Origin of the sequence: Actinopolymorpha cephalotaxi (assembly GCF_013408535.1) — a bacterium.
Taxonomy (GTDB): Bacteria; Actinomycetota; Actinomycetes; order Propionibacteriales; family Actinopolymorphaceae; genus Actinopolymorpha; species Actinopolymorpha cephalotaxi.
Window position 1 is genome coordinate 2,546,279 of sequence record NZ_JACBZA010000001.1, and the last position, 22,022, is coordinate 2,568,300.

General features: G+C 72.1%; 24 protein-coding genes. 4 read left to right on the top strand and 20 right to left on the bottom strand.

The window, feature by feature from the left end:
• Window positions 1–44: 44 nt before the first annotated feature.
• The 12 genes from FHR37_RS11390 to pyrR all read right to left on the bottom strand — a co-directional run bounded on the left by FHR37_RS11390 (window position 45) and on the right by pyrR (window position 12,404).
• Entirely contained in the window at window positions 45–266 is a 222-nt protein-coding gene (locus FHR37_RS11390) for a hypothetical protein (protein WP_092882770.1), read from the bottom strand.
• A gap of 118 nt (window positions 267–384) precedes the next feature.
• Window positions 385–1,644, bottom strand: coding sequence for a bifunctional phosphopantothenoylcysteine decarboxylase/phosphopantothenate--cysteine ligase CoaBC (gene coaBC / locus FHR37_RS11395; RefSeq protein ID WP_092882769.1), 1,260 nt, complete (start codon window positions 1,642–1,644; stop codon window positions 385–387).
• Window positions 1,645–1,751: 107 nt separating this feature from the next.
• The gene (gene rpoZ, locus FHR37_RS11400; RefSeq protein WP_092655223.1) at window positions 1,752–2,045 is read right to left on the bottom strand and encodes a DNA-directed RNA polymerase subunit omega; all 294 of its coding nucleotides are present in this window, start codon (window positions 2,043–2,045) and stop codon (window positions 1,752–1,754) included.
• Between the two features lie 2 nt (window positions 2,046–2,047).
• On the bottom strand, window positions 2,048–2,656 hold the full coding sequence (gene gmk, locus FHR37_RS11405; protein WP_092882768.1) for a guanylate kinase: 609 nt from the start codon (window positions 2,654–2,656) through the stop codon (window positions 2,048–2,050).
• Window positions 2,657–2,660: 4 nt separating this feature from the next.
• Window positions 2,661–2,981 (bottom strand): integration host factor, actinobacterial type, encoded by a 321-nt coding sequence (mihF, locus tag FHR37_RS11410; protein WP_092655221.1) that lies wholly within the window; start codon window positions 2,979–2,981, stop codon window positions 2,661–2,663.
• 169 nt (window positions 2,982–3,150) lie between these two features.
• Window positions 3,151–4,008 (bottom strand): 3'(2'),5'-bisphosphate nucleotidase CysQ, encoded by an 858-nt coding sequence (gene cysQ / locus FHR37_RS11415; RefSeq protein WP_092882767.1) that lies wholly within the window; start codon window positions 4,006–4,008, stop codon window positions 3,151–3,153.
• A gap of 42 nt (window positions 4,009–4,050) precedes the next feature.
• A complete protein-coding gene (gene pyrF, locus FHR37_RS11420) occupies window positions 4,051–4,893 on the bottom strand; it encodes an orotidine-5'-phosphate decarboxylase (protein ID WP_092882766.1) in 843 nt (280 codons plus the stop codon).
• A gap of 1 nt (window position 4,894) precedes the next feature.
• Window positions 4,895–8,230, bottom strand: coding sequence for a carbamoyl-phosphate synthase large subunit (carB, locus tag FHR37_RS11425; RefSeq protein WP_092882765.1), 3,336 nt, complete (start codon window positions 8,228–8,230; stop codon window positions 4,895–4,897).
• Window positions 8,230–9,489, bottom strand: a complete 1,260-nt coding sequence (gene carA / locus FHR37_RS11430; protein ID WP_092882764.1) for a glutamine-hydrolyzing carbamoyl-phosphate synthase small subunit — start codon at window positions 9,487–9,489, stop codon at window positions 8,230–8,232. Before carA ends, carB begins: the two co-directional genes overlap by 1 nt.
• A gap of 49 nt (window positions 9,490–9,538) precedes the next feature.
• Window positions 9,539–10,828 carry a dihydroorotase gene (locus FHR37_RS11435; RefSeq protein WP_092882763.1) on the bottom strand — a complete coding sequence of 430 codons (1,290 nt, stop codon included), beginning with the start codon at window positions 10,826–10,828 and terminating at the stop codon, window positions 9,539–9,541.
• A complete protein-coding gene (locus tag FHR37_RS11440) occupies window positions 10,825–11,790 on the bottom strand; it encodes an aspartate carbamoyltransferase catalytic subunit (protein WP_175542447.1) in 966 nt (321 codons plus the stop codon). The genes FHR37_RS11435 and FHR37_RS11440 overlap by 4 nt, the downstream gene beginning before the upstream one ends.
• Window positions 11,787–12,404 (bottom strand): bifunctional pyr operon transcriptional regulator/uracil phosphoribosyltransferase PyrR, encoded by a 618-nt coding sequence (gene pyrR / locus FHR37_RS11445; protein WP_092882762.1) that lies wholly within the window; start codon window positions 12,402–12,404, stop codon window positions 11,787–11,789. The genes FHR37_RS11440 and pyrR overlap by 4 nt, the downstream gene beginning before the upstream one ends.
• A gap of 363 nt (window positions 12,405–12,767) precedes the next feature.
• Here pyrR and bldD point away from each other — a divergent pair, with 363 nt between their 5' ends.
• A complete protein-coding gene (bldD, locus tag FHR37_RS11450) occupies window positions 12,768–13,271 on the top strand; it encodes a transcriptional regulator BldD (RefSeq protein WP_092882761.1) in 504 nt (167 codons plus the stop codon).
• 248 nt (window positions 13,272–13,519) lie between these two features.
• Here bldD and FHR37_RS11455 read toward each other — a convergent pair whose 3' ends face one another.
• From FHR37_RS11455 to aroQ, 8 genes are all read right to left on the bottom strand, one after another.
• The gene (locus tag FHR37_RS11455) at window positions 13,520–14,560 is read right to left on the bottom strand and encodes a glycine betaine ABC transporter substrate-binding protein (RefSeq protein WP_092882760.1); all 1,041 of its coding nucleotides are present in this window, start codon (window positions 14,558–14,560) and stop codon (window positions 13,520–13,522) included.
• Window positions 14,561–14,575: 15 nt separating this feature from the next.
• Window positions 14,576–15,355, bottom strand: coding sequence for an ABC transporter permease (locus tag FHR37_RS11460; protein ID WP_237768701.1), 780 nt, complete (start codon window positions 15,353–15,355; stop codon window positions 14,576–14,578).
• On the bottom strand, window positions 15,352–16,683 hold the full coding sequence (locus FHR37_RS11465; protein WP_092882759.1) for an ABC transporter ATP-binding protein: 1,332 nt from the start codon (window positions 16,681–16,683) through the stop codon (window positions 15,352–15,354). The genes FHR37_RS11460 and FHR37_RS11465 overlap by 4 nt, the downstream gene beginning before the upstream one ends.
• Window positions 16,676–17,323, bottom strand: a complete 648-nt coding sequence (locus tag FHR37_RS11470) for an ABC transporter permease (RefSeq protein WP_202818004.1) — start codon at window positions 17,321–17,323, stop codon at window positions 16,676–16,678. Before FHR37_RS11470 ends, FHR37_RS11465 begins: the two co-directional genes overlap by 8 nt.
• Window positions 17,324–17,766: 443 nt before the next feature.
• A complete protein-coding gene (gene nusB / locus FHR37_RS11475) occupies window positions 17,767–18,177 on the bottom strand; it encodes a transcription antitermination factor NusB (protein ID WP_092882758.1) in 411 nt (136 codons plus the stop codon).
• Window positions 18,177–18,734: an elongation factor P gene (efp, locus tag FHR37_RS11480; protein WP_092882757.1), complete on the bottom strand. Its 558-nt coding sequence runs from the start codon at window positions 18,732–18,734 to the stop codon at window positions 18,177–18,179. The genes nusB and efp overlap by 1 nt, the downstream gene beginning before the upstream one ends.
• A gap of 101 nt (window positions 18,735–18,835) precedes the next feature.
• A complete protein-coding gene (locus FHR37_RS11485; RefSeq protein ID WP_092882756.1) occupies window positions 18,836–19,936 on the bottom strand; it encodes a M24 family metallopeptidase in 1,101 nt (366 codons plus the stop codon).
• 110 nt (window positions 19,937–20,046) lie between these two features.
• On the bottom strand, window positions 20,047–20,481 hold the full coding sequence (aroQ, locus tag FHR37_RS11490; protein ID WP_092882755.1) for a type II 3-dehydroquinate dehydratase: 435 nt from the start codon (window positions 20,479–20,481) through the stop codon (window positions 20,047–20,049).
• Between the two features lie 99 nt (window positions 20,482–20,580).
• Here aroQ and FHR37_RS33070 point away from each other — a divergent pair, with 99 nt between their 5' ends.
• From FHR37_RS33070 to FHR37_RS11505, 3 genes are all read left to right on the top strand, one after another.
• Window positions 20,581–21,237 carry a ribosomal protein L7/L12 gene (locus FHR37_RS33070; protein ID WP_092882754.1) on the top strand — a complete coding sequence of 219 codons (657 nt, stop codon included), beginning with the start codon at window positions 20,581–20,583 and terminating at the stop codon, window positions 21,235–21,237.
• A 75-nt stretch (window positions 21,238–21,312) separates the two neighbouring features.
• Window positions 21,313–21,705 (top strand): MerR family transcriptional regulator, encoded by a 393-nt coding sequence (locus FHR37_RS11500; RefSeq protein WP_092882753.1) that lies wholly within the window; start codon window positions 21,313–21,315, stop codon window positions 21,703–21,705.
• A 41-nt stretch (window positions 21,706–21,746) separates the two neighbouring features.
• Window positions 21,747–22,007, top strand: coding sequence for a Prokaryotic metallothionein (locus FHR37_RS11505; protein WP_092882752.1), 261 nt, complete (start codon window positions 21,747–21,749; stop codon window positions 22,005–22,007).
• Window positions 22,008–22,022: the final 15 nt, after the last annotated feature.

Genomic DNA, 22,022 nt, shown 5'->3' on the forward strand with positions numbered 1-22,022 from the left:
CCCGGCCCCGGCGCGCCGGGGCCGCCGGGTCGACAGGGTGGCGTTCAGCCGGTGATTGCCCTGGTGGCCACGATGTAGACCCCCAGGCACGCCAGCAGGATCACCGCCGTACGCAGCGCCGGCCAGCGAGCCGCGCGGTAGCGGCGGACCTGCGCCCGGGCCCGCTTGTGGTCGTCGACCGTACGGACGAAGTGCTGCCAGCGCCGTCCGGCGACGAACGCGATCACCGCCGCACCGAGGATCAGGACGGAAGCGATTTCGGCCATTCCGGGAGACTAACCAGGGTCGACCGGTCTGGCCGGGGCATGACACGCCGGACACGCGCTGGATGAGGGAACTCCCATGAACGCCGGGGCGGCCGGGCCGGCCGGTGAACGCGGGGAGTCAGCGACCCGGCACGGAGGGGGGTACGCCAGGCCCCAGGCGGGCTGCCACGAGGTCCCAGATCCGGTGCGCGAGCGCTTCCTTGGGGCCGCGCGGCACCGCGGTCTGGGAGCCGTCCGCGCCCAGGATGACCGCCTCGTTGTCGGGGCTCTCGAACCCCTTGCCCGCACCCACCTCGTTGACCACGAGCAGGTCGCAGCCCTTGCGTGCCAGCTTGGCCCGGCCGTGGTCGAGGACTCCCCCGGTGGCGTCGCCGGTCTCGGCGGCGAAGCCGGCCACCACCAGGCCCGGCCGCGGCCGGGCCTGGGAAAGCTCGGCCAGGATGTCGGGGTTCTGGGTCAGCTCCACCGTCGGGGCGGACCCGTCGTCGGCCTTCTTGATCTTGGCGTCGGCGTAGGCCGCCGGGCGGAAGTCCGCGGGTGCCGCGGCCATCACCACCGCGTCGGCGTCTCGCGCGGCGGCGAGGACGGCGTCCCGTAGCTCCCGCGTCGAGCCGACCCGGGTGACCTTCACCCCGGCCGGGTCGGGTAGCGAGACGTTGGCCGCCACCAGGGTGACCGAGGCGCCCCGGAGGACCGCTGTGCGGGCGAGCGCGTAGCCCTGCCGCCCGGACGAGCGGTTGCCGAGGTAGCGCACCGGGTCGAGGTACTCCCGGGTGCCGCCGGCACTCACCACGACGTGCCGGCCGGTGAGGTCGTTCACCAGCGGCTCAGCGCCGCGGGCGAGAACGCCGCGGCAGACGTCGAAGATCTGCTCCGGCTCCGGCAGCCGGCCCTTGCCGGTGTCGGTGCCGGTCAGGCGCCCCTCGGCCGGCTCCAGGACCAGCGCGCCCCGCTCGCGCAACGTGGCGACGTTGGCCCGGGTCGCGGGGTGGTCCCACATCTCGGTGTGCATCGCCGGCGCGAACACGACCGGACAGCGGGCGGTCAGCAGGGTCGAGGTGAGCAGGTCGTCTGCCTGGCCGTGCGCCGCCTTGGCCAGCAGGTCGGCGGTGGCCGGTGCGACCACGACCAGGTCGGCCTCCCGGCCGAGCCGGACGTGGGGGACCTCGTGCACGTCGTCCCAGACCGCGGTGTGGACGGGCTGGTGGGACAGCGCCGCCCAGGTCGCCTCACCGACGAAGCGCAGGGCGCTCTCGGTGGGCACGACCCGGACGTCGTAGGGAACCTCCACCAGCAGGCGCAGCAACGAGCACGCCTTGTAGGCGGCGATGCCGCCCGCGACGCCGAGCACCACGCGAGATCTGGGGGCACCCGGCATCGTCAGCTCCGAACTCCGGTCGGGAGAACGCGGTCGTCAGGGCCGCTGGGGTTGGGCTGGGGTCGTTCAGGGGGGTGAGCGACGCTCGGCGCGTCGTCGCCGGGCGGTCAGGACGCCGCCGGCTGGCCGCCCTCGTCGGTGGGCTCGATGTCCTCGACGGTGAGCAGGCCCTCGTTGATCTCGCGCAGCGCGATGGACAGCGGCTTCTCCTGGACGTGGGTGTCCACGAGCGGGCCGACGTATTCCAGCAGGCCCTCGCCCAGCTGGGCGTAGTAGGCGTTGATCTGCCGCGCGCGCTTGGCGGAGAACAGGACGAGCTTGTACTTCGAGTCGCTCTTTTCGAGCAGGTCGTCGATGGGCGGGTAGGTGATGCCCTCGGCAGCAGGCTGGGTCCCAGACAAGCTCAGGCCTCCGGAGAATATGGGTAGGAGCGCATCAAGGCTACCAACTCCTCCGCGGCGACGCCCACCTCGGTGTTGACGACGGTGACGTCGAACTCCTTCTCGGCGGCCAGCTCCTCGCGGGCGGTCTCCAGCCGGCGCTCCTGCTCCTCCGCCGACTCGGTGCCCCGGCCCAGCAGCCGGCGGACGAGTTCCTCCCAGCTGGGCGGTGCCAGGAACACGAACAGCGCGTCCGGCATGGTCTGGCGGACCTGCCGGGCGCCCTGCAGGTCGATCTCCAGCAGCGCCGGGCGGCCCTCGGTGAGCTTGTCCTGGACCGCTTCACGCGGGGTGCCGTAGCGGTGGGTGCCGTGCACGACCGCCCACTCCAGCAGGGCGCCGTCGGCGACCATCCGGTCGAACTCCTCATCGGAGACGAACCAGTAGTGCACCCCGTGGATCTCTCCCGGCCGCGGCCGGCGGGTGGTGGCCGAGACCGAGATCCACACCTCCGGATGCGTACGCCGGATCGCCGCGGCGAGGGTGCCCTTGCCCACGGCCGTGGGGCCGGCGAGCACGGTCAGCCGAGCCACCGGACGTCGGGTCTCCCCCGCCGCGGTCCGGTCGTACACGGTCTCAGGATTCGCCGAACTCACGCTTCAGCGCAGCCACTTGGTTGTCTCCGAGCCCCCGCACGCGGCGGCTCTCGGAGATTCCGATGCGTTCCATGATCTGCTGGGCGCGGACCTTGCCCACGCCCGGCATGGAACAGAGCAGGTCGAACACCCGCATCTTGCCGATCACTTCGTTGGAGTCACGCCCGAGCTTGACGACCTCGCCGAGCGAGGCGCCGGAGTTCTTGAGTCGGTTCTTCACCTCAGCACGCTCACGCCGGGCCTGTGCGGCCTTCTCCAGCGCGGCCTGCCGGGCTTCGGGGGTCAGGTGAGGTAGCGGCACGGACAGGTCACCTCGAGGCTGTACGACGGGTCTTGGGTGCAGCGATTCTTGCTCGGTGGGCCACGTGCCCGGCGGCCGGGGTCCCGAAAACCGCCCGTGCATCGCGAACACCCACGATGAACGCGAACCTACCCAGCGGGGACGAGTGCGGCAAACCGGGGTCACCCACTCACCGCAGCGGGGCGGGCCGGGTGCCGCCGAACGCGACGAACGGGGAGTTGGCGAACCCGGGTTTGGCGTAGCGCAGCGCGGCGCCGTCGGGCGTGACCACCGCTCCCCCGGCCGCCAGCAGGACCGCGTGGCCGGCGGCGGTGTCCCACTCCATCGTCCGGCCGAACCGCGGGTAGACGTCGGCGGCGCCCTCGGCGATCCGGCAGAACTTCAGCGAGCTGCCGGCCTGGACATGCGAGTCCACCTCCACACCCGCGAGCCACCGCTGCGTCTCCGGATCGAGGTGGCTGCGGCTGACCAGGGCCCGCGCGCCGGTGGCCGGGGTCGGTACGACCGCCAGCGGTGCGCTGCGGCCGCCCTCGAGCCGCTCGGCCCGTCCCGGACCGCCGACGTAGGTCACGCCGATCGCGGGCAGGTGGACCACGCCGAGCACGGGCGTGCCGGCCTCGACCAGCGCGATGTTGACGGTGAACTCGCCGTTGCGGGACAGGAACTCCTTCGTCCCGTCGAGCGGGTCGACCAGCCAGAACGGCGTACCGTCCACGTCCGGTGCGTCGCCGGCGGCTACGGCCTCCTCGGCCACCACCGGGAGGTCGGGCGACAGCTCGGCCAGCCCGGCCACGATCACCGCCTCCGCGCGCAGGTCGGCCTCGGTCACCGGGGTGCGGTCGGCCTTCTCCCGGGCGCCGGGGTCGTCGGCCGCGTAGACCGCGAGGATCTCCTCACCGGCACGCTCGGCGAGCGCCCGGATCCGGTCGACGAGCGTGGCGGCGATGGTCGGGCCGGTGGAGTTCGTGGTGCCGGTCGAGTCTTCGGTGTGGGCCGGGTCGGTCGTGTCAGCGGCGTCGGCAGGCATGCCGCCTATCGTGGCAGACCGACCGGGTGCGAGGCCCGGTGCTCAGCCCGGCGCGTCCAGCGCGGCGCGCAGCGAGTCGTTCGTACGATCGGCGGCCTCGGCCAGCGCCCGCGGCGACGGCCCGGTCCGCAGCAGTTCGCGTGAGGTGGCCGGAACGACGTTGCGCGCCGCGGCGCCGAAGACGCGCCGCACGTCGGCCGGCGTCGCGCCCTGGGCGCCGAGCCCGGGTGCCAGCAGCGGGCCGTTCACGGCGGTGAAGTCCTCGCCGCTGTCGCCGACCGTCGCGCCGACCACCGCGCCGTAGGACCCCAGCGGCTCGGCTCCGGCGTTGGCGGCGGCGAGCCGGTCGAGGATGCCGCCCGCGACCGTACGGCCGTCCTCATCGCGGGCTCGTTGCACCTGGGCACCTTCGGGGTTCGACGTCAGCGCGAGCACGAACACGCCGCTGCCGTTCTTGGCGGCGGTGTCCAGCAGCGGGCGCAGCGACTCGAAGCCGAGGAACGGGCTCGCGGTGAGCGCGTCGGCGAACAGCGGGGACGCGGGGTCGAGGTAGGCGTCGGCGTACGCCTGGACGGTGGATCCGATGTCGCCGCGCTTGGCGTCCAGCAGCACCAGCGCGCCGGCGGCCCGGCTGGTGGCGACCACGCGTTCGAGCACTGCGACGCCGCGGCTGCCGAACCGCTCGAAGAACGCCGACTGCGGCTTCACCACCGCGACCCGGGGCGCGAGCGCCTCGGCGGCGGTGAGGGCGAAGCGTTCCAGCCCGTCCGGGTCGTCGGGCAGGTCCCAGGACCGCAGCAGGGCGGCGTGCGGGTCGATGCCCGCGCACAGAGGCCCGCGCTCGTCCAGGGCGGCCCGCAGCCGGGCGCCGAACGTCTCGGTCATGTCATGCCTTCCCCTCGTCGCCTTCGTCGCCGCGTTGTCCGTCGGCCCACTCGTCCTTCGCCCACGACTGCAGCGAGCGGACCGTCACCTCACCGGCCCGCAGCGCCTCGATGCCCTGCACCGCCGCCGCCAGGCCCTGCACGGTGGTGATGCACGGGATGTTCGCCATGATCGCCGCGGTGCGGATCTCGTACCCGTCGACCCGCGGGCTGCCGCCGGAGGTGGTGCCGCGCGGGGTGTTGACGATCAGGTCGAGGTCGCCGGCCGCGATCCGGTGCACGATGGTGGGCTCACCGTGCGGGCCGGTCCCCTGGGTGGCCTTGCGTACGACACTGGCCACGACGCCGTTGCGGCGGAGCACGGTGGCGGTGCCCTCGGTGGCCAGGATCTCGAACCCGAGGTCGGCGAGCCGCTTGACCGGGAAGATCATGTGCCGCTTGTCGCGGTTGGCGACGGACACGAACACCCGGCCCTTCGTGGGCAGCGCGCCGCCGTAGGCGCCGGCCTGGGACTTGGCGAACGCCACCCCGAAGCCGGCGTCGATGCCCATCACCTCGCCGGTGGAGCGCATCTCCGGCCCGAGCAGGGTGTCGATGGCGCGGCCGTCACCGGAGCGGAACCGGTTGAACGGCATCACCGCCTCCTTCACCGCGATCGGCGCGTTGGGGGGCAGCTGGCCGCCGTCGCCGGTGGCCGGCAGCATCCCCTCCGCGCGCAGGTCGGCCACGGACGCGCCGAGCATCACCCGGGCGGCGGCCTTGGCCAGCGGCGTCGCCGTCGCCTTGGACACGAACGGCACCGTCCGGGAGGCGCGCGGGTTGGCCTCCAGGACGTAGAGCACGTCGCCGGCCAGGGCGTACTGCACGTTGAGCAGGCCGCGCACACCCACCCCGGCGGCGATCGCCTCGGTGGAGCGGCGGATGCGGGCGATCTCCTCGGTGCCGAGGGTGATCGGCGGCAGGGCGCAGGCGGAGTCGCCGGAGTGGATGCCGGCCTCCTCGATGTGCTCCATCACCCCGGCGAGGTACAGGTCCTGACCGTCGTAGAGCGCGTCCACGTCGATCTCGACCGCGTCGTCGAGGAACCGGTCGACCAGCACCGGGTGCTCGGGCGAGATCGCGGTCGCCCGGGCGATGTAGTCCTCCAGCGCGGAGTCGTCGTAGACGATCTCCATCCCCCGGCCGCCGAGGACGTAGGACGGGCGGACCAGGACGGGGTAGCCGATCTCGTCCGCGATCAGCTTCGCCTCGGCGTACGACGTGGCGGTGCCGTGCTTGGGGGCGGGCAGGCCGGCCTGGGCGAGCACCCGGCCGAACGCGCCGCGCTCCTCGGCCAGGTGGATCGCCTCCGGCGGGGTGCCGACGATGGGGACGCCCGCGTCCTCCAGGCCCTGCGCGAGCCCGAGCGGGGTCTGCCCGCCGAGCTGGCACACCACCCCGGCCACCGGACCGGCCTGCTCCTCGGCGTGCACGATCTCCAGGACGTCCTCCAGCGTGAGCGGCTCGAAGTAGAGCCGGTCGCTGGTGTCGTAGTCGGTGGAGACGGTCTCGGGGTTGCAGTTGACCATCACCGTCTCGTACCCCGCCTCGTGCAGGGCCAGGGCCGCGTGCACGCAGGAGTAGTCGAACTCGATGCCCTGCCCGATCCGGTTGGGCCCGGAGCCGAGGATGATCACCGCGGGGCGTTCGCGCGGGCCGACCTCGGTCTCCTCGTCGTAGCTGGAGTAGTGGTACGGCGTACGGGCGGCGAACTCCGCCGCGCAGGTGTCGACGGTCTTGTAGACCGGGCGGATGCCGAGGGCCCAGCGGACCCCGCGTACGACGTCCTCGCGCATCCCGCGGATCGCGGCGATCTGCCGGTCGGCGAAGCCGTGCCGCTTGGCCACGCGCAGCACGTCGGGGGTGAGCTCGGGCGACTGCTCGATCTCGGTGGCCACCTCCGACAGCAGGAAGAGCTGGTCGAGGAACCACGGGTCGATCCTGGTCGCCTCGTGCAGCTCCTCCGGTGTCGCACCGGCCCGGATCGCCTCCACGACCTCGCGCAGCCGGCCGTCGTGCGGGGTCGCGACGACCGACAGCAGGTCGTCCTTGGGCCGCGGCTCCCCCGCCCAGACGAACGCCGTCTCGGACTTCTCGATCGAGCGCAGCGCCTTGTTCAGCGCCTCGGTGAAGTTGCGCCCGATCGCCATCGCCTCCCCCACGCTCTTCATGTGCGTGGTGAGGGTCGGGTCGGCGTGCGGGAACTTCTCGAACGCGAACCGCGGCACCTTCACCACCACGTAGTCCAGCGTGGGCTCGAAGGAGGCCGGGGTCTGCTCGGTGATGTCGTTCGGGATCTCGTCCAGGGTGTAGCCGAGGGCGACCTTGGCGGCGATCTTGGCGATCGGGAAGCCGGTGGCCTTCGACGCCAGCGCGCTGGACCGGGACACCCGGGGGTTCATCTCGATCACGATCATCCGGCCGTCGGCGGGGTTGATCGCGAACTGGATGTTGCAGCCACCGGTGTCCACGCCGACGGCGCGGATGATGCCGATGGCGACGTCGCGCATGTGTTGGTACTCGCGGTCGGTGAGCGTCATCGCCGGCGCGACGGTGATGGAGTCGCCGGTGTGCACGCCCATCGGGTCGAGGTTCTCGATGGAGCACACGATGACCACGTTGTCGGCGCGGTCGCGCATGACCTCCAGCTCGTACTCCTTCCAGCCGAGTACGGACTCCTCGAGCAGCACCTCGGTGGTGGGGCTGGCCTGCAGCCCGGCGCCGGCGATACGGCGCAGGTCGTCCTCGTCGTAGGCCATCCCCGACCCGGCGCCGCCCATCGTGAACGACGGGCGGACGACCACCGGGTAGTCGAGCTCCTCGGCGGCCGCCAGGCACTCGTCGAGGGTGTGGCAGATCCGGCTGCGCGCGGACTCCGCACCCAGCTCGTCGACGATCTTCTTGAACGACTCGCGGTTCTCCCCGCGCTGGATGGCGTCGATGGACGCGCCGATCAGCTCGACGTCGTACTTGGCGAGGACGCCGGTGTCGTGCAGCGTGACGGCCGCGTTCAGGGCCGTCTGGCCGCCGAGGGTGGCGAGCAGGGCGTCCGGGCGTTCGAGCGCGATGATCTTCTCGACGTGCTCGGGCGTGATCGGCTCGACGTAGGTCGCGTCGGCGAATTCCGGGTCGGTCATGATCGTGGCCGGGTTGGAGTTGACCAGGATCACGCGCAGGCCCTCGGCCCGCAGCACCCGGCAGGCCTGGGTGCCGGAGTAGTCGAACTCCGCGGCCTGGCCGATGACGATCGGGCCGGAGCCGATGACGAGTACCGAGGAGATGTCGGTCCGCTTGGGCATCAGGCGGCTCCTTCCGGGAGGGTGGTCGTCCCCGTGGAGTCGGCCATCAGGCCGACGAACCGGTCGAAGAGGTACGCCGCGTCGTGCGGGCCGGCGGCGGCCTCGGGGTGGTACTGCACGGAGAACGCCCGCGTCCGGCCGTCCCGGTCCGAGAGCGAGAGGCCCTCCACCACGTCGTCGTTCAGGCACACGTGGGTGACCCGGGCAGGCCCGAAGTCCGTCTCGATCTCGGCGTGGGCGTGCCGCCGCGACCGGCCGGCCGGCGAGGCGTCCCCCGCGTCGTCAGCACTGTCGGGGCTGTCGGCCGCGCCGGTGGGCCAGGCCACCGCGAAGCCGTGGTTGTGCGCGGTCACCTCGACCTTGCCGGTGGTGAGGTCCTGCACCGGCTGGTTGATCCCCCGGTGGCCGTAGCGCAGCTTGTAGGTGCCCAGGCCGAGCGCCCTGCCGAACACCTGGTTGCCGAAGCAGATGCCGAAGAACGGGATGCCGCGGTCGAGGACGCCGCGCAGCACCTTGACCGGGTGGTCGGCGGTCTCGGGGTCGCCCGGGCCGTTGGACATGAACACGCCGTCGGGCTCGAGCGCGAGCAGCTGGTCCAGCGTCGTGGTGGCGGGCAGCACGTGCACCTCGACACCGCGTTCGGCCAGCCGGTGCGGGGTCATCGACTTGATGCCGAGGTCGACCGCGGCGACGGTGTACTTCCGGGTGCCGACGGCGGGTACGACGTACGGCTCGGTGGTGGTGACCTCCGCGGCCAGCTCGGCGCCCTTCATCACGGGGCTGGCGAGGACGCGTTCCAGCAGCGCGTCCGGGTCGGTCTCGGTGCTGGAGATGCCGACCCGCATCGCGCCGCGTTCGCGCAGGTGCCGGGTGAGGGCGCGGGTGTCCACGCCGCTGATGCCGACCACGCCGTCGGCGCGCAGGGCGTCGTCCAGGCTGCGGCGCGAGCGCCAGTTCGACGGCAGCCGGGCCGGGTCGCGCACGACGTACCCGGCGACCCAGATGCGGCGGGACTCGGGGTCCTCGTCGTTCATCCCGGTGTTGCCGATGTGCGGGGCCGTCTGGACGACCACCTGGCGGTGGTACGACGGATCGGTCAGGGTCTCCTGGTAGCCGGTCATCCCCGTGGAGAAGACCGCCTCGCCGAAGGTCTCACCCTCGGCGCCGTAGGACCGGCCGCGGAACACGCGGCCGTCCTCGAGGACCAGCAGGGCACTGGGCTGGGTGTTCCTCGACAACCGTCCTCCACTCACGCGCATGGCTTCGTGCTGATCAGATGTGCGTCCGGGCGGCCTCGCCGGGCGGCGCTCACTGCGGCTTCCCGTCGAGGACCGTCGCCCGGCCCCGCAGGAACGTCGCGACGACCCGGCCCGGAAGGGTCCGGCCGGCGAAGGGGGTGTTGCGCGAGCGGCCGGCGGACTCGGCCGGGTCGACCTCCCAGGCAGCGGCCGGGTCGTAGAGCGTGAGGTTGGCGGGCGCGCCCACCTCGACGTCGTGGCCGTGGCCCGCGAGCCGGGCGATCCGGGCCGGCCGGGCCGACATCCGGTCGGCCACCCCGGCCCAGTCGAGCAGGCCGGTGTCGACCATGGCCTGCTGGACGACGGCGAGGGCGGTTTCCAGGCCGGTCATCCCCATCGCCGCGGCGAGCCACTCGCATTCCTTGTCCTCGACCGGGTGCGGCGCGTGGTCGGTGGCCACCGCGTCGATGGTGCCGTCGGCCAGCGCGGCCCGCAGCGCCTCGACGTCCTCACCGGTGCGCAGGGGCGGGTTGACCTTGTAGATCGGGTCGTAGCTCGCCACCAGGTCCTCGGTGAGCAGCAGGTGGTGGGGCGTCACCTCCGCGGTGACGGGGTATCCCTTGCTCTTCGCCCAGCGCAGGATCTCCACCGAGCCGGCGGTCGAGACGTGGCAGATGTGTACGCGGGACCCGACGTGCGCGGCCAGCAGCACGTCGCGGGCGATGATCGCCTCCTCCGCGACCGCGGGCCAGCCGCGCAGCCCGAGTACGCCGGACAGCGCACCCTCGTTCATCTGCGCGCCCTCGGTGAGGCGGGGCTCCTGCGCGTGCTGGGCGATCACGCCGTCGAACGCCTTGACGTACTCCAGCGCGCGCCGCATCAGCACCGCGTCGGACACGCAGTCGCCGTCGTCGCTGAACATGCGCACGCCCGCGGCGGAGTCGGCCATCGCGCCGAGCTCGGCGAGCTGGGTGCCGCCGCGTCCCACGGTGACCGCGCCGATGGGCTGGACGTCGCACCGGGCGTACTGCTGCCCGAGCCGGTAGACCTGCTCGACGACGCCCGCGGTGTCGGCGGCCGGAAGGGTGTTGGGCATCGCGCAGACCGCGGTGTAGCCGCCGACCGCCGCCGCGACGGTGCCGGTCTCCACGGTCTCGGCGTCCTCGCGGCCGGGCTCGCGCAGGTGGGTGTGCAGGTCGACCAGGCCGGGCAGCAGCACCACGCCGGCAGCGTCGACCACGGTCGCTCCCCGGGCCGACGGGCGGTTGCCGATCTGGGCGACCTGCCCGTCGCGGACCAGGACGTCGGTGGGCTTCGCGCCGAACGGGCTCGCCCCGCGCAGGACGTAGGTCTCACTCATGGCGTCTCCCTGCTGCGCTGCTCGGGCACGGTGTCGTCGACGGCCGGCCCGCCACCGGCCAGGAGGAGGTACAACGCGGCCATCCGGACGGCCACGCCGTTGGTGACCTGCTCGACGATCACCGACCGGGTGGAGTCGGCGACGTCGGCGGAGATCTCCATGCCGCGGTTCATCGGGCCCGGGTGCATCACCAGCGCGTGCTCGGGCATGGTCGCCATCCGCGTGGAGTCCAGGCCGTAGCGGCGGCTGTACTCGCGGGCGCTGGGAAAGAAGGCGGCGTTCATGCGTTCGCGCTGCACCCGCAGCATCATCACCACGTCGGTCTTCGGCAGCACCGAGTCCAGGTCGTACGACGTCGCGCACGACCACTGCTCGACCCCGACCGGCAGCAGGGTGGGCGGCGCCACCAGCGTGATGTCGGCGCCGAGGGTCTGCAGCAGCAGCACGTTGGACCGGGCCACCCGGCTGTGCAGGACGTCGCCGACGATCGCCACCCGGCGGCCCTCCAGGTCACCGAGGTGGCGGCGCATCGTGAACGCGTCCAGCAGCGCCTGCGTGGGGTGTTCGTGGGTGCCGTCGCCGGCGTTCAGGACGCTGGCGCTGATCCAGTCCGAGGCGGCCAGCCGGTGCGGCGCGCCGCTGGCCTGGTGTCGGACGACCACCGCGTCGGCGCCCATCGCGGCCAGCGTCAGCGCGGTGTCCTTCAGGCTCTCGCCCTTCTCCACGCTGGAGCCCTTGGCGGAGAAGTTGATCACGTCCGCCGACAGCCGTTTGGCCGCCGCCTCGAACGAGATGCGGGTGCGGGTGGAGTCCTCGAAGAAGAGGTTGACGACCGTACGACCGCGCAGCGTCGGGAGCTTCTTGATCGGCCGGTCGGCCAGCTCACGCAGCTTCTCCGCGGTGTCCAGGACGAGCAGTGCCTCGTCCCGGTCGAGATCGCCCGCGGACAACAGGTGTTTCACGACCCACCTCCCTCGGTCGATGGTTCCTTCGTGATGACCACGGCCTCGCGGCCGTCGCACTCGCTGAGGTAGACCGCGACCCGCTCGTGTGCCGCGGTGGGGAGGTTCTTGCCCACGAAGTCGGCCCGGATGGGCAGCTCGCGGTGGCCCCGGTCGACGAGGACCGCGAGCTGGACCGTGCGCGGGCGGCCGATGTCGTCCAGGGCGGTGAGTGCCGCCCGGATGGTGCGGCCGGAGAAGAGCACGTCGTCGACGAGGACCACGTCCCGGCCGTCGATGCCGCCCTCGGGGATGTCGGTGTGCCCGAGCGCCCGGGTGGGACGCAGCCGGAGGTCGTCGCGGTACATCGTCACGTCGAGCGCGCCGACGCCGCCGAAGCCGCCCTCTACCGAGGCGATCCGCTCGCCGATGCGCCGGGCCAGCTCGACCCCGCGGGTGGGAACGCCGAGGAGCACGACGTCGCCGGCGCCCTTGTTGCGTTCGAGAATCTCGTGGGCGATCCGGGTCAGCGCCCTGGTGATGTCGGCCTCGTCGAGCACCGCTCGGTGGCCGTTGCGCCGGTCCGGATCGGGCTCCGGGCTCGGCGGGGGGTTCGGATCGCGGGCAGCAGGCATCGAGGTGACCTCCTTCCCCGCCTCTCTGGACGGGCCGTTAAAGGACGTCGTACTGGATGGTCGGCCTCGGCTCGCGCTGCTCGTACGGACCCCGGCCCGACCGATCCCGACACTAGCAGCCCACCCCACGCGCACCCGCGCGGGCGGCGCCGGTTGGGTGGCGGCCACGTGCCGCACGTCACTTCCGGGCGCCTGGCGCACCCCTGCCCCCGCCTGGGCGACCCGCGGATGATCACGGTCCGGAGCAACTCCTGGCCCGGGTGGCTTGACGTGGGAGTCGCTCCGGGTTACCGTCACGCTCCGTGACTATTTTGGGCGCGGCACCATCGTGTCCGTCGATGATCTAAGGATGGTTGAGCACGGATGCCGAGTGACTACGCACGGTCCCTGGGCGCGAAACTTCGCGCGATCAGGCAGCAGCAGGGACTTTCTCTCCACGGGGTAGAGCAGAAGTCGAAGGGCCGCTGGAAAGCGGTGGTCGTTGGCTCATACGAACGCGGGGACCGGGCCGTCACCGTCCAGAAGCTCTCCGAGCTCGCCGAGTTCTACGGCGTGCCGATCACCGAGCTACTCCCCGGTGTCGGCCCGATCGGCGCGGCCGCCGAGCCGCCGCCGAAGCTGGTGCTCGACCTGGAGCGCCTCGGTGAGCTGGAGGGCGTCGAGGTCGCACCCCTGGCGCGGTACGCCGCGACCATCCAGGCCCAGCGCGGCGACTACAACGGCAAGGTCCTGTCCATCCGCAAGGAGGACATGCGGACCCTCGCGGTGATCTACGACGAGCGCCCCAGCGTGCTCGCCGACCGGCTGGTCGCCTGGGGCGTGCTGAACGCCGAGGCGGCCGAGGCGGTCAACGACGACGAGGCCTGAGCACCGTCGAACACACCGCCCGGGTGCTCGACAGTGTTTGCCGGGGTTCCGCCGCGGAACGCCACGGTTCGCCGTGATCCACGGTAGGTCGCGGTAGTCGGCGGCGAAACGCCGCGGCTCGTCCGGTTCGGCCCGGTAGCGGAGCTTTCTGCTCCGCTACCGGGCCGACGGCGTCCAGGGCGTGCTTCGATCTCGACGAGCCGGATCGGGTGCGTACCCGATCCGGCCCGATGCGATCACGATCCCTGCTAGCGAACGAATCCCTTGGAGCGCATCCAGTCGCGGGCGACGAGTCCGGGGTCCTCCCCGTCGACGTCGACCTTCGCGTTCAGCTCGAGCATCGTGGCCGTGGTGAGCTTCGCGGTCAGCGGCTCCATCACCGCACGCAGCCGCGGGTACTTGCGGGCGACGTCCTCGCGCAGGTTGAAAGCCACGTTGTAGTTGGGGAAGAAGTGCTTGTCGTCGGCGAGCACCTTCAGGTCCAGCGCCTTGATCCGGCCGTCGGTGGTGAACACCTCGCCGAAGTTGCAGCGCCCCTTGTCGGTGGCGTCGTAGACGACGCCGGTGCTCATCGTGCGGATGTTGCCGCGCGGCACCTTGGAGCCGAGCGGGACGCCGTACGTCTTGAGCATCGGCTCGAAACCGTCGTCCCTGCTGGCGAACTCCGACTCCACGCAGAACGTCAGGTCCTTCTGCGGCAGCTTCTTCAGGTCCGAGAGCTTCGACACCCCGAGCTTCTTCGCTTCCTCGGAACGGATCGCGAACGCGTAGGTGTTGTTCATGGGCGCCGGTGCGAACCACTCCAGGTGGTGCTTGGCAAGGTCCTCCTGCCGTACGGCCTTCCACTGCGCCTCTCGGCCGATGATCGGTTTGGTCTTGCCCAGGTAGCTGATCCAGGCCGTCCCGGTGTACTCCCAGTTGGCGTCGACGTCACCGCGCAGCAGCGCCTGGCGTACGGCGACGCTGCCGGTGATGTTGGTCTGGTCCACGACGTCGGCCCCCGCGGTCCGCAGGGCGATCACCGCCATCTTGCCCAGGATCAGCTGTTCGGTGAAGTCCTTCGACCCCACCACGATGCGGGCGTCCTTGAGCGAGGGTTCGGGTTTGATCGAACCGGGGTCGGCCTGGGGTGCGAACTGCGAGGCGCCCTTGAGTCCGCACCCGCTGGCCAGCAACAGGCCGGCCGCGACGACCAGCGCGACCGCTCGCACCGGTGCGCGGCGCCCGAGCCGGGGCCGGCTGCGCCCGGTGCGACCCGGATGGGTTCGACGAGGATGTTTCTGCGACATCTGACCGGCCTCCCTTCACATGCCCTTGGGGCGGGCGACTTCCTCGACGACCCGGCCGAGCCAGTCGATGAACAGGGCCAGCGCGGCCACCAGGACCGCACCGACCACCAGCACACTGGTGCGCTGAAGCGTGATGCCGGTGGTGATCAGGCTGCCCAGGCCACCACCGTCGATGAAGGTGGCGAGGGTGGCGGTGCCGACCAGCAGCACCAGGGCGACCCGGACACCGGCCAGGATCACCGGCACCGCGAGCACCACCTCGATGCGCAGCAGCACCCGCATCGCGGACATCCCCATCCCCCGGCCGGCCTCGACGAGGTTCGGGTCGACGCCCTGGATACCGGTGATCGTGTTGCGGAGCACCGGGAGGATCGCGTACGCGGCAAGGGCGATGATCGTGGTGGTGAAGCCGAGGCCGAGCCACAACGCGAGCAGCACGAGCAGGCCGATCGCGGGCGCGGACTGCCCGATGTTGGCGAATGCGACGATCACCGGGGCGGCGACCCGGGTCCGCCGCCGGGTGAGGATGACCCCGAGCGGCAGGGCGATCACCAGCACGACGGCGGTGGAGACCGCGGCCAGCACGATGTGTTCCCAGGTGCGTTCCATCAGTGCCGCAAGGTTGAGTTGACGGGCCGCCACCGCGTCGAGGTGGGCGAGCTGGACGTAGGCCACCACGCCCACGACCATCGCGACGACGACCAGCGGCTGGCCGATCCAGCGCAGCCGCGCGGGCCGGCCGGGTGCGTCCTCGGCGAGTTCGAGTGCGTCCGGATTTGCCGTGGCGGCACTCACGGCGCGACCTCGGCGGTCCCGGCGCCGGCCGCGGACGGGTCGTCCGGGCCGCGTTCCGGCTCGCCGTTGGCGGCGGGCGGCCGCAAGCCGCCGTCGTTGCCGTGATTGCCGCCGGGGTTGCCGGACTGGAGTTCCTGGATGGCGTGCATCACCGTCTCGACCCGGATGACGCCCTGGTAGGTGTCGCGCCGCCCGGTCACCACGACCACGCCGTGGCTGGAGGTGAGCATGGTGTCCAGCGCGTCGTTGAGGGTCGCCTGGGTGCCGACGACCGCCATGCCCTCGTCGCGGCGCCGTGCGGCCAGCGAGCCCTGCTCACGGTCGAGCTCTCGCAGCGACATCCAACGCACCGGCCGGCGGCGCTCGTCCAGCAGGATGCAGTGCTCACGGTCGGCGGTGCGGGTGCGGGCCGCGACCTCGTTCGCCTGCTCCCCGACGGTGGCGGTGACCGCCTCGTCCAGGTCGACACCGCCGACGCGCCGCAGGGTGAGCTGCTTCAGTGCCGCGCCCGCGCCGACGAAGCCCTCCACCGACTCGTCGGCGGGGTTGGCGAGGATCTCGGCAGGGGTGTCGTACTGCACGATCCGGGAGCGCTCGGCCAGCACCGCGATCCGGTCGCCGAGCTTCACCGCCTCGTCGAAGTCGTGGGTGACGAACACGATCGTCTTGCCCAGCTCCTCCTGGATCCGCAACAGCTCGTCCTGCAGGTGCTGGCGGGTGATCGGGTCCAGCGCGCCGAACGGCTCGTCCATCAACAGCACGGGCGGATCGGCGGCCAGTGCCCGGGCCACGCCCACCCGCTGCTGCTGCCCGCCGGACAGCTCACGCGGGTAGCGGTCGCGGTACTGCGCCGGGTCCAGGCCCACCATGTCCAGGAGTTCCTCGACGCGTTCGGCGGTCCGAGAGCTCTTCCAACGCAGCAGGCCCGGCACCAGGCCGATGTTGGCGCCCACGGTGAGGTGCGGGAACAGGCCGCCGGCCTGGATGACGTAGCCGATGCCGCGGCGGAGCTCGTCGGCGTTTCGGCGGCTCACGTCGTCACCGCCGAGCAGGATCTGCCCGCCGGTGGGTTCGATCAGCCGGTTGATCATCTTCATCGTGGTCGTCTTGCCGCAGCCGGACGGGCCGACGAAGACGACGATCTCCCCGGCGGGGATGTGCATGCTGACGTCCTCCACCGCGGCGGCCCGCTGGCCGGGATACCGCTTGGTGACGCCTCTGAGGTCGATGGGCACGCCGTGCCCGTTGTCGGAGTGCTCGGATCGGTCGGCACTGCCGGCACTGCCGGCGCCGGTGGACCCGGCAGACTGCTGGGTGGACTCAGACACGGATACCCCTCGATGTCGTGTACTTGCCGACGAGCACGAGGATGCCGTCGAAGATCAGGGCCAGCACGACGACGCCCAACGTGCCTGCCAACGCGGAGTTGACAGAGTTGGCGCCGCCCAGCCGGGACAGGCCGGTGAAGATCAGCCCGCCCAGACCGGGGCCGGAGACGTACGCGGCGATGGCGGCGATTCCCATCACCATCTGGGTGGAGACGCGGATGCCGGCGAGGATCACCGGCCAGGCGAGCGGAATCTCGACCCGGACGAGCGTGGTCAGCCGCCCCATCCCCATGCCGCGGGCGGCGTCGACGAGGGCCGGGTCGACACCGGCGAGGCCGACCACGGCGTTGCGCAGGATGGGCAGGCTGGCGTAGAAGACGACCGCGGTGACGGCCGGGGCCACCCCGATGCCGAGCGGTGCGATCAGCAGGCCGAGGAGGGCGAACGACGGAATCGTCAGAGCCACGGCGCTGGTGGCGGTGGCCAGGCCGACCGCATGTCGGTTGCGTTGGACGAGAACCGCCACCACGAGGGCGAGCAGCGTGGCCACGACCAGGCACTGCGCCACCATCGAGGCGTGCTGGAAGCCCTGGAACACCAGCACTTCACGGCGGTCGACGAGGAAATCCCACAGGTTCACGCGGCGGTCTCCTCCTAGTTGGACTGGCCACCTGGGCTGCCAACCCGGACTTGCCGACAGGCAAGCCGACCTTGCCGGCTGCCAACCCCGGCTTGCGGCAGGCAACCCGGCCTTGCCACCCGGGTCGGGCGTACTCCCCGTGCGTTTGCTGCGAGCGGACTGTACCCCGCCGGACGAGCCGGCAGCCATGTCTGCGCTGGTCCGGTGCCGACTCGTGTCCTGACGAAGCCGGCGGTGCGGGCGGTGTGACGGGTGCCCCAGGCGCCATCGCGTACGTTCGCGACGCGGACGGCCCACAGGTCTGCGCCGCCCGGCGCATGAGTGTCTTTCCTACCGAAATGGCAGCAGAAGTGCAAATTCTCCCCGCGCGGCAGGGCGGCGCGGGGAGAATCCGGAGTGGCGCGTCACGGTGGGCACCTGGTGGGCACCGCGCGCGAAACGCATCAGGGCAGCAGCGTCGGCTTCAGCTCCAGCAGATGTGCCAACAGGCCGTTGACGAAGGCCGGGGACTCCTCACCCGCCAGCTCGCGGGCCAGCCGGACGGCCTCGCTGATCGCCACCGCGTCGGGCACGTCCTCGGCGTAGAGGAGTTCGTACGCACCGAGCCGCAGGATGTTGCGGTCGACCGGCGCCATGCGTTCCAGGCTCCACCCCTGCGAGTGCGCCGCCAGCAGCTCGTCCAGCCGCTCGGCGTGCTCGACCACACCCTCCACCAGCCGCGCGGTGTAGTCCGGCACCGGGGGGTCGGCCAGCTCGATCCGGTCGGCGAGGGTGGTCAGCGGGGCGCGGTCGCGCAGCTCGGACTCGTAGAGAACGTCGACCGCCCGCTTGCGTGCCTTCGATCGTGCGGGCACTACACCCGTCCGAGGTAGTCGCCGGAGCGGGTGTCGACCTTGACCTTCTCGCCGGTGGTGATGAACAACGGCACCGCGATCTCGTAGCCGGTCTCCAGCCGGGCCGGCTTGGTGCCGCCGGTCGACCGGTCGCCCTGCAGGCCCGGCTCGGTGTACTCGATGGTCAGCTCGACCGACGCCGGCAGCTCGACGTACAGCGGCAGGTCCTCGTGCACCGCGACCGTGGCGGTCTGGTTCTCCAGCATGAAGTGGGCCGCGTCGCCCACGGTCTCGGCGGAGATCGGCAGCTGGTCGTAGGTCGTGGCGTCCATGAAGACGTAGGAGTCGCCGTCGTTGTAGAGGTAGGTCATCTCGCGCTTGTCGACCGTGGCGACGTCGACCTTCACGTCGGCGTTGAACGTCTTGTCGACCACCTTGCCCGACAGCACGTTCTTCAGCTTGGTGCGCACGACCGCGCCGCCCTTGCCGGGCTTGTGGTGCTGGAACCACACCACGCCCCAGAGCTGGCCGTCGAGGTTGAGCACCATGCCGTTCTTGAGGTCGTTCGTGGTTGCCACTGCGGTATTCGCCTCTCAGCTGCTGCGTTTCGTGTCGCTTCGACCCGTTCGGGCGGAGCCGGCCGGCGCGCCTGGCGGGAACCAGCCGGAGCCGCTTCCCGTCAGGCCAGGACGAGGAGGTCCCTGTCGGCCTTGGTGAGCACCTCCACCTCGCCGTCGTGGACGATCAACGTGTCCTCGATGCGGACACCACCGCGGCCCGGCAGGTAGATGCCCGGCTCGATGGTGACAGGAGTGCGAGGGCCGAGTTTACCCTCCGCGATCTGGGCGAAGAACGGGTCCTCGTGGATCTCCAGCCCGACCCCGTGCCCCAGGCCGTGGGTGAACCGCTCGCCGTAGCCCGCGGCGGCGATCACGTCCCTGGCCGCCGCGTCCACGTCCGACAGCGCGACCCCGGGTGCCAGCGCGTGCCGGCCCGCTCGCTGGGCGGCACGGACGACGTCGTGGATCTCGCGCTGCCAGTCCGCCGGCGCGGCCCCCACGACGACGGTCCGGGTGCAGTCGGCGTGGTATCCCTCGTAGCGGGCGCCGAAGTCGATCTTCAGGAAGTCACCCGGCGCGAGCAGCCGGTCGGTCGGCTGGTGGTGCGGAATGGCCGAGTGCTCACCGCCCGCGACGATCGTGTCGAACGCCACCGCCTCGGCCCCGGCGGCGAACATCCGCGCCTCCAGGTCGCGGGCGATCTCGCGCTCGGACCGGCCCACGAGCCGGCCGGCGAACAGCTCGGCCAGCGCCTTCGTGGACACCGCGCAGGCCTGCCGCAGGTGGTCGAGCTCGACACTGTCCTTGTCCACCCGCAGGCCCTCCACCGCCCGGTGCAGCGAGCCCGGCGCGAGGCCGGACTCGAGCGAAGGAAGCGACTCCAGCGCGTCGACGGTGAGCGAGTGCGTCTCCACACCGAGCCGGGACACGCCCCACGCGGCCGCGCGTCGGGCCAGTGCCGCCAGCAACTGCCGGTCGACGACGATCTCCAGGTCCGGGCACTGAGCCGCGGACTGGTCGGCGTACCGGCCGTCGGTGGCCAGCACCGCGGCGTCGTCGCCCTCGGTGCCGTCGGCGCGGACCAGCAGGGCGGCGTTGGAGCCGGTGAACCCGGAGAGGTACCGGACGTTGACGAGATGGGTGATCAGGGCGGCGGGAACGTCCCTGGCGGCGAGCAGGTCGCGCAACCGGGCCCGGCGGGCGGCGTGGATGTCAGGCACCGCTCCACCCTTGCGCCCCGGCCCGCCCGGGGCAAGCCCCGGAGGTGATCACGTCCTGGACGTGCCTCGGACCGGACCTGCCTCGGGGACGGTGCGGAGCCGGCCGTGCCTCAGGGACGGTGGGTGGCCGCCACCGCCGACAGCGCCAGGCGGTACGACTCGAACCCGAAGCCCGCGATCGTCCCGGTCGCCACCCCGGCCACCACGCTGGTGTGCCGGAACTCCTCCCGCCGGGCCGGGTTGGTCAGGTGCACCTCGATCAGCGGAGCCGTGAGCTGGGCGCAGGCGTCGCGTACGGCGTAGGAGTAGTGGGTGAACGCGGCGGGGTTCAGCACCACCGGCGTCGAGGCGTCGGCGGCCTCGTGCAGCCAGCCCACCAGCTCAGACTCCTGGTCGGTCTGGCGGACCTCCACCTCCAGGCCGAGCTCGGCACCGGTCTTGGCGCAGGAGGCCACCAGGTCGGCGTACGACGTGGAGCCGTAGACGTCCGGCTCGCGCGAACCGAGGCGGCCGAGGTTGGGGCCGTTCAGGACGAGAACACGCACCCGGTCAGGCTAGGGCATCCGCGGGCCGTCTCCCCGCCCGGCCGCCGCGCATCCGTGGCCAGGGCTGACGGACTGTGCGTACGGCATTAGCATCCTCACGTGAACGACGTCCTGCTGGTGATCCTCGCCGGACTCGCCGTCCTCGTGGGGATGGTGCTCTTCCGGCGACGCGGGCCCGGGGAAGACCGGGCCGTGCCGGGCGGCCGGCCGTACGCGGGATCCGGCCTCCCCGGGCAGCCGGGCCAGCCTGGGCAGGCCCGCCAGGCCGGGCAGTCCGGCGAGCCGGGGCACGCCTCGGAAACCGGGCAGGATGTCCGGTCCGCGGCGTCCGGGCAGCCCGCCCGGACGGGCACCGCGCGGATCCTGAACCAGCCCGTCGACCCGATGGTGGTGGCCGTGGTGGTGGCGCTGGTCGGCCAGAACAAGAAGGTCAAGGCCGTCAAGGAGCTGCGCGACTCGACCCGGCTGGGCCTCGCCGACGCCAAGGCGCTGGTCGAGGCGATCGCCGCCGGGCACCGCCCGCCCACGGTCGTGCTGCGCGGCGACGCGGTCGACGTCACCCCGCCCACCGCGGCCCGGGGCCCGCACGGGTCACGCGGGTCACAGGAGTCACCGGGCCCGTCGCCGGCGGACCTGGCCGGACGCGCCCGGTCGCTGCGGTCGCAGGGCCTGGAGAACGAGGCGGTCCAGCTGGTCCGGGCCGAGACCGGAATGGGCCTGGCCGACGCGCAGCGGTTCGTCCGCGCGCTCGGCTGAACCCGAACCCACGTTCGGCGCATCCCCACGAGCCCAAACGAGCCGCACGAGTCGTCGACCGGAGGTGCCCCGCTGATGCGGATGAAGGAGATGGTGGCGCGCACCGGGGTGCACGAGCGCCTGCTGCGCTACTACGAGCAGCAGGGGCTGCTCGCCCCCGACCGGCTGCCGAGCGGCTACCGGGTCTACAGCGAGACCGACGTGGAGGCCGTCCGGCGGATCCGCTGCCTGCTGGCCGCCGGCCTGCCGACCGCCACCATCGCCCAGGTGCTGCCGTGCGTACGCACCGACGACGACCGGCTCGTCCCCACCTGCCCCGATCTGGTCGCCCGGCTTCACCGGGAACGCGAGCGCATCAGCCGCGCCATCGACGAGCTCGCCACCTCGCGGGAGATGCTGGACCACGTGCTGTCCGCGGCTCCCGAACCGCGACCCGATTCGCGACCGGAGGCGGGCCGGAACGCCTGACCCTGGTGTGCCGGTGCGCGCGGCCGGGAAGTCTTTCAGCCATGAGCGCCTGCGAGGTCTGCGGCAACGACTACTGGATGTCGTTCGAGGTACACACCGGGAGCGGTGCGGTGCACACGTTCGACTCATTCGAGTGCGCGGTACAGCGGCTGGCTCCGGTGTGCGAGCAGTGCCGCTGCCGGATCATCGGGCACGGGGTGGAGGTCGACGGCAGGTTCTTCTGCTGCGCCCACTGCGCCCGTGGCTCCGGTGCCGCGCACGGCAAGGAGATCAGGGACGCCGCGGGAGTACGCCCCGGCTGAGCGGCCGGCCGACCG

Bases quoted from the DNA above. Each gene is read 5' to 3' on its own strand.
- FHR37_RS11390 (WP_092882770.1), bottom strand. From the start codon at position 266: ATGGCCGAAATCGCTTCCGTCCTGATCCTCGGTGCGGCGGTGATCGCG.
- coaBC (WP_092882769.1), bottom strand. From the start codon at position 1,644: ATGCCGGGTGCCCCCAGATCTCGCGTGGTGCTCGGCGTCGCGGGCGGC.
- cysQ (WP_092882767.1), bottom strand. From the start codon at position 4,008: ATGCCTGCCGACGCCGCTGACACGACCGACCCGGCCCACACCGAAGAC.
- pyrF (WP_092882766.1), bottom strand. From the start codon at position 4,893: ATGACCGAGACGTTCGGCGCCCGGCTGCGGGCCGCCCTGGACGAGCGC.
- carB (WP_092882765.1), bottom strand. From the start codon at position 8,230: ATGCCCAAGCGGACCGACATCTCCTCGGTACTCGTCATCGGCTCCGGC.
- carA (WP_092882764.1), bottom strand. From the start codon at position 9,489: ATGCGCGTGAGTGGAGGACGGTTGTCGAGGAACACCCAGCCCAGTGCC.
- FHR37_RS11435 (WP_092882763.1), bottom strand. From the start codon at position 10,828: ATGAGTGAGACCTACGTCCTGCGCGGGGCGAGCCCGTTCGGCGCGAAG.
- pyrR (WP_092882762.1), bottom strand. From the start codon at position 12,404: ATGCCTGCTGCCCGCGATCCGAACCCCCCGCCGAGCCCGGAGCCCGAT.
- bldD (WP_092882761.1), top strand. From the start codon at position 12,768: ATGCCGAGTGACTACGCACGGTCCCTGGGCGCGAAACTTCGCGCGATC.
- FHR37_RS11455 (WP_092882760.1), bottom strand. From the start codon at position 14,560: ATGTCGCAGAAACATCCTCGTCGAACCCATCCGGGTCGCACCGGGCGC.
- FHR37_RS11500 (WP_092882753.1), top strand. From the start codon at position 21,313: ATGCGGATGAAGGAGATGGTGGCGCGCACCGGGGTGCACGAGCGCCTG.
- FHR37_RS11505 (WP_092882752.1), top strand. From the start codon at position 21,747: ATGAGCGCCTGCGAGGTCTGCGGCAACGACTACTGGATGTCGTTCGAG.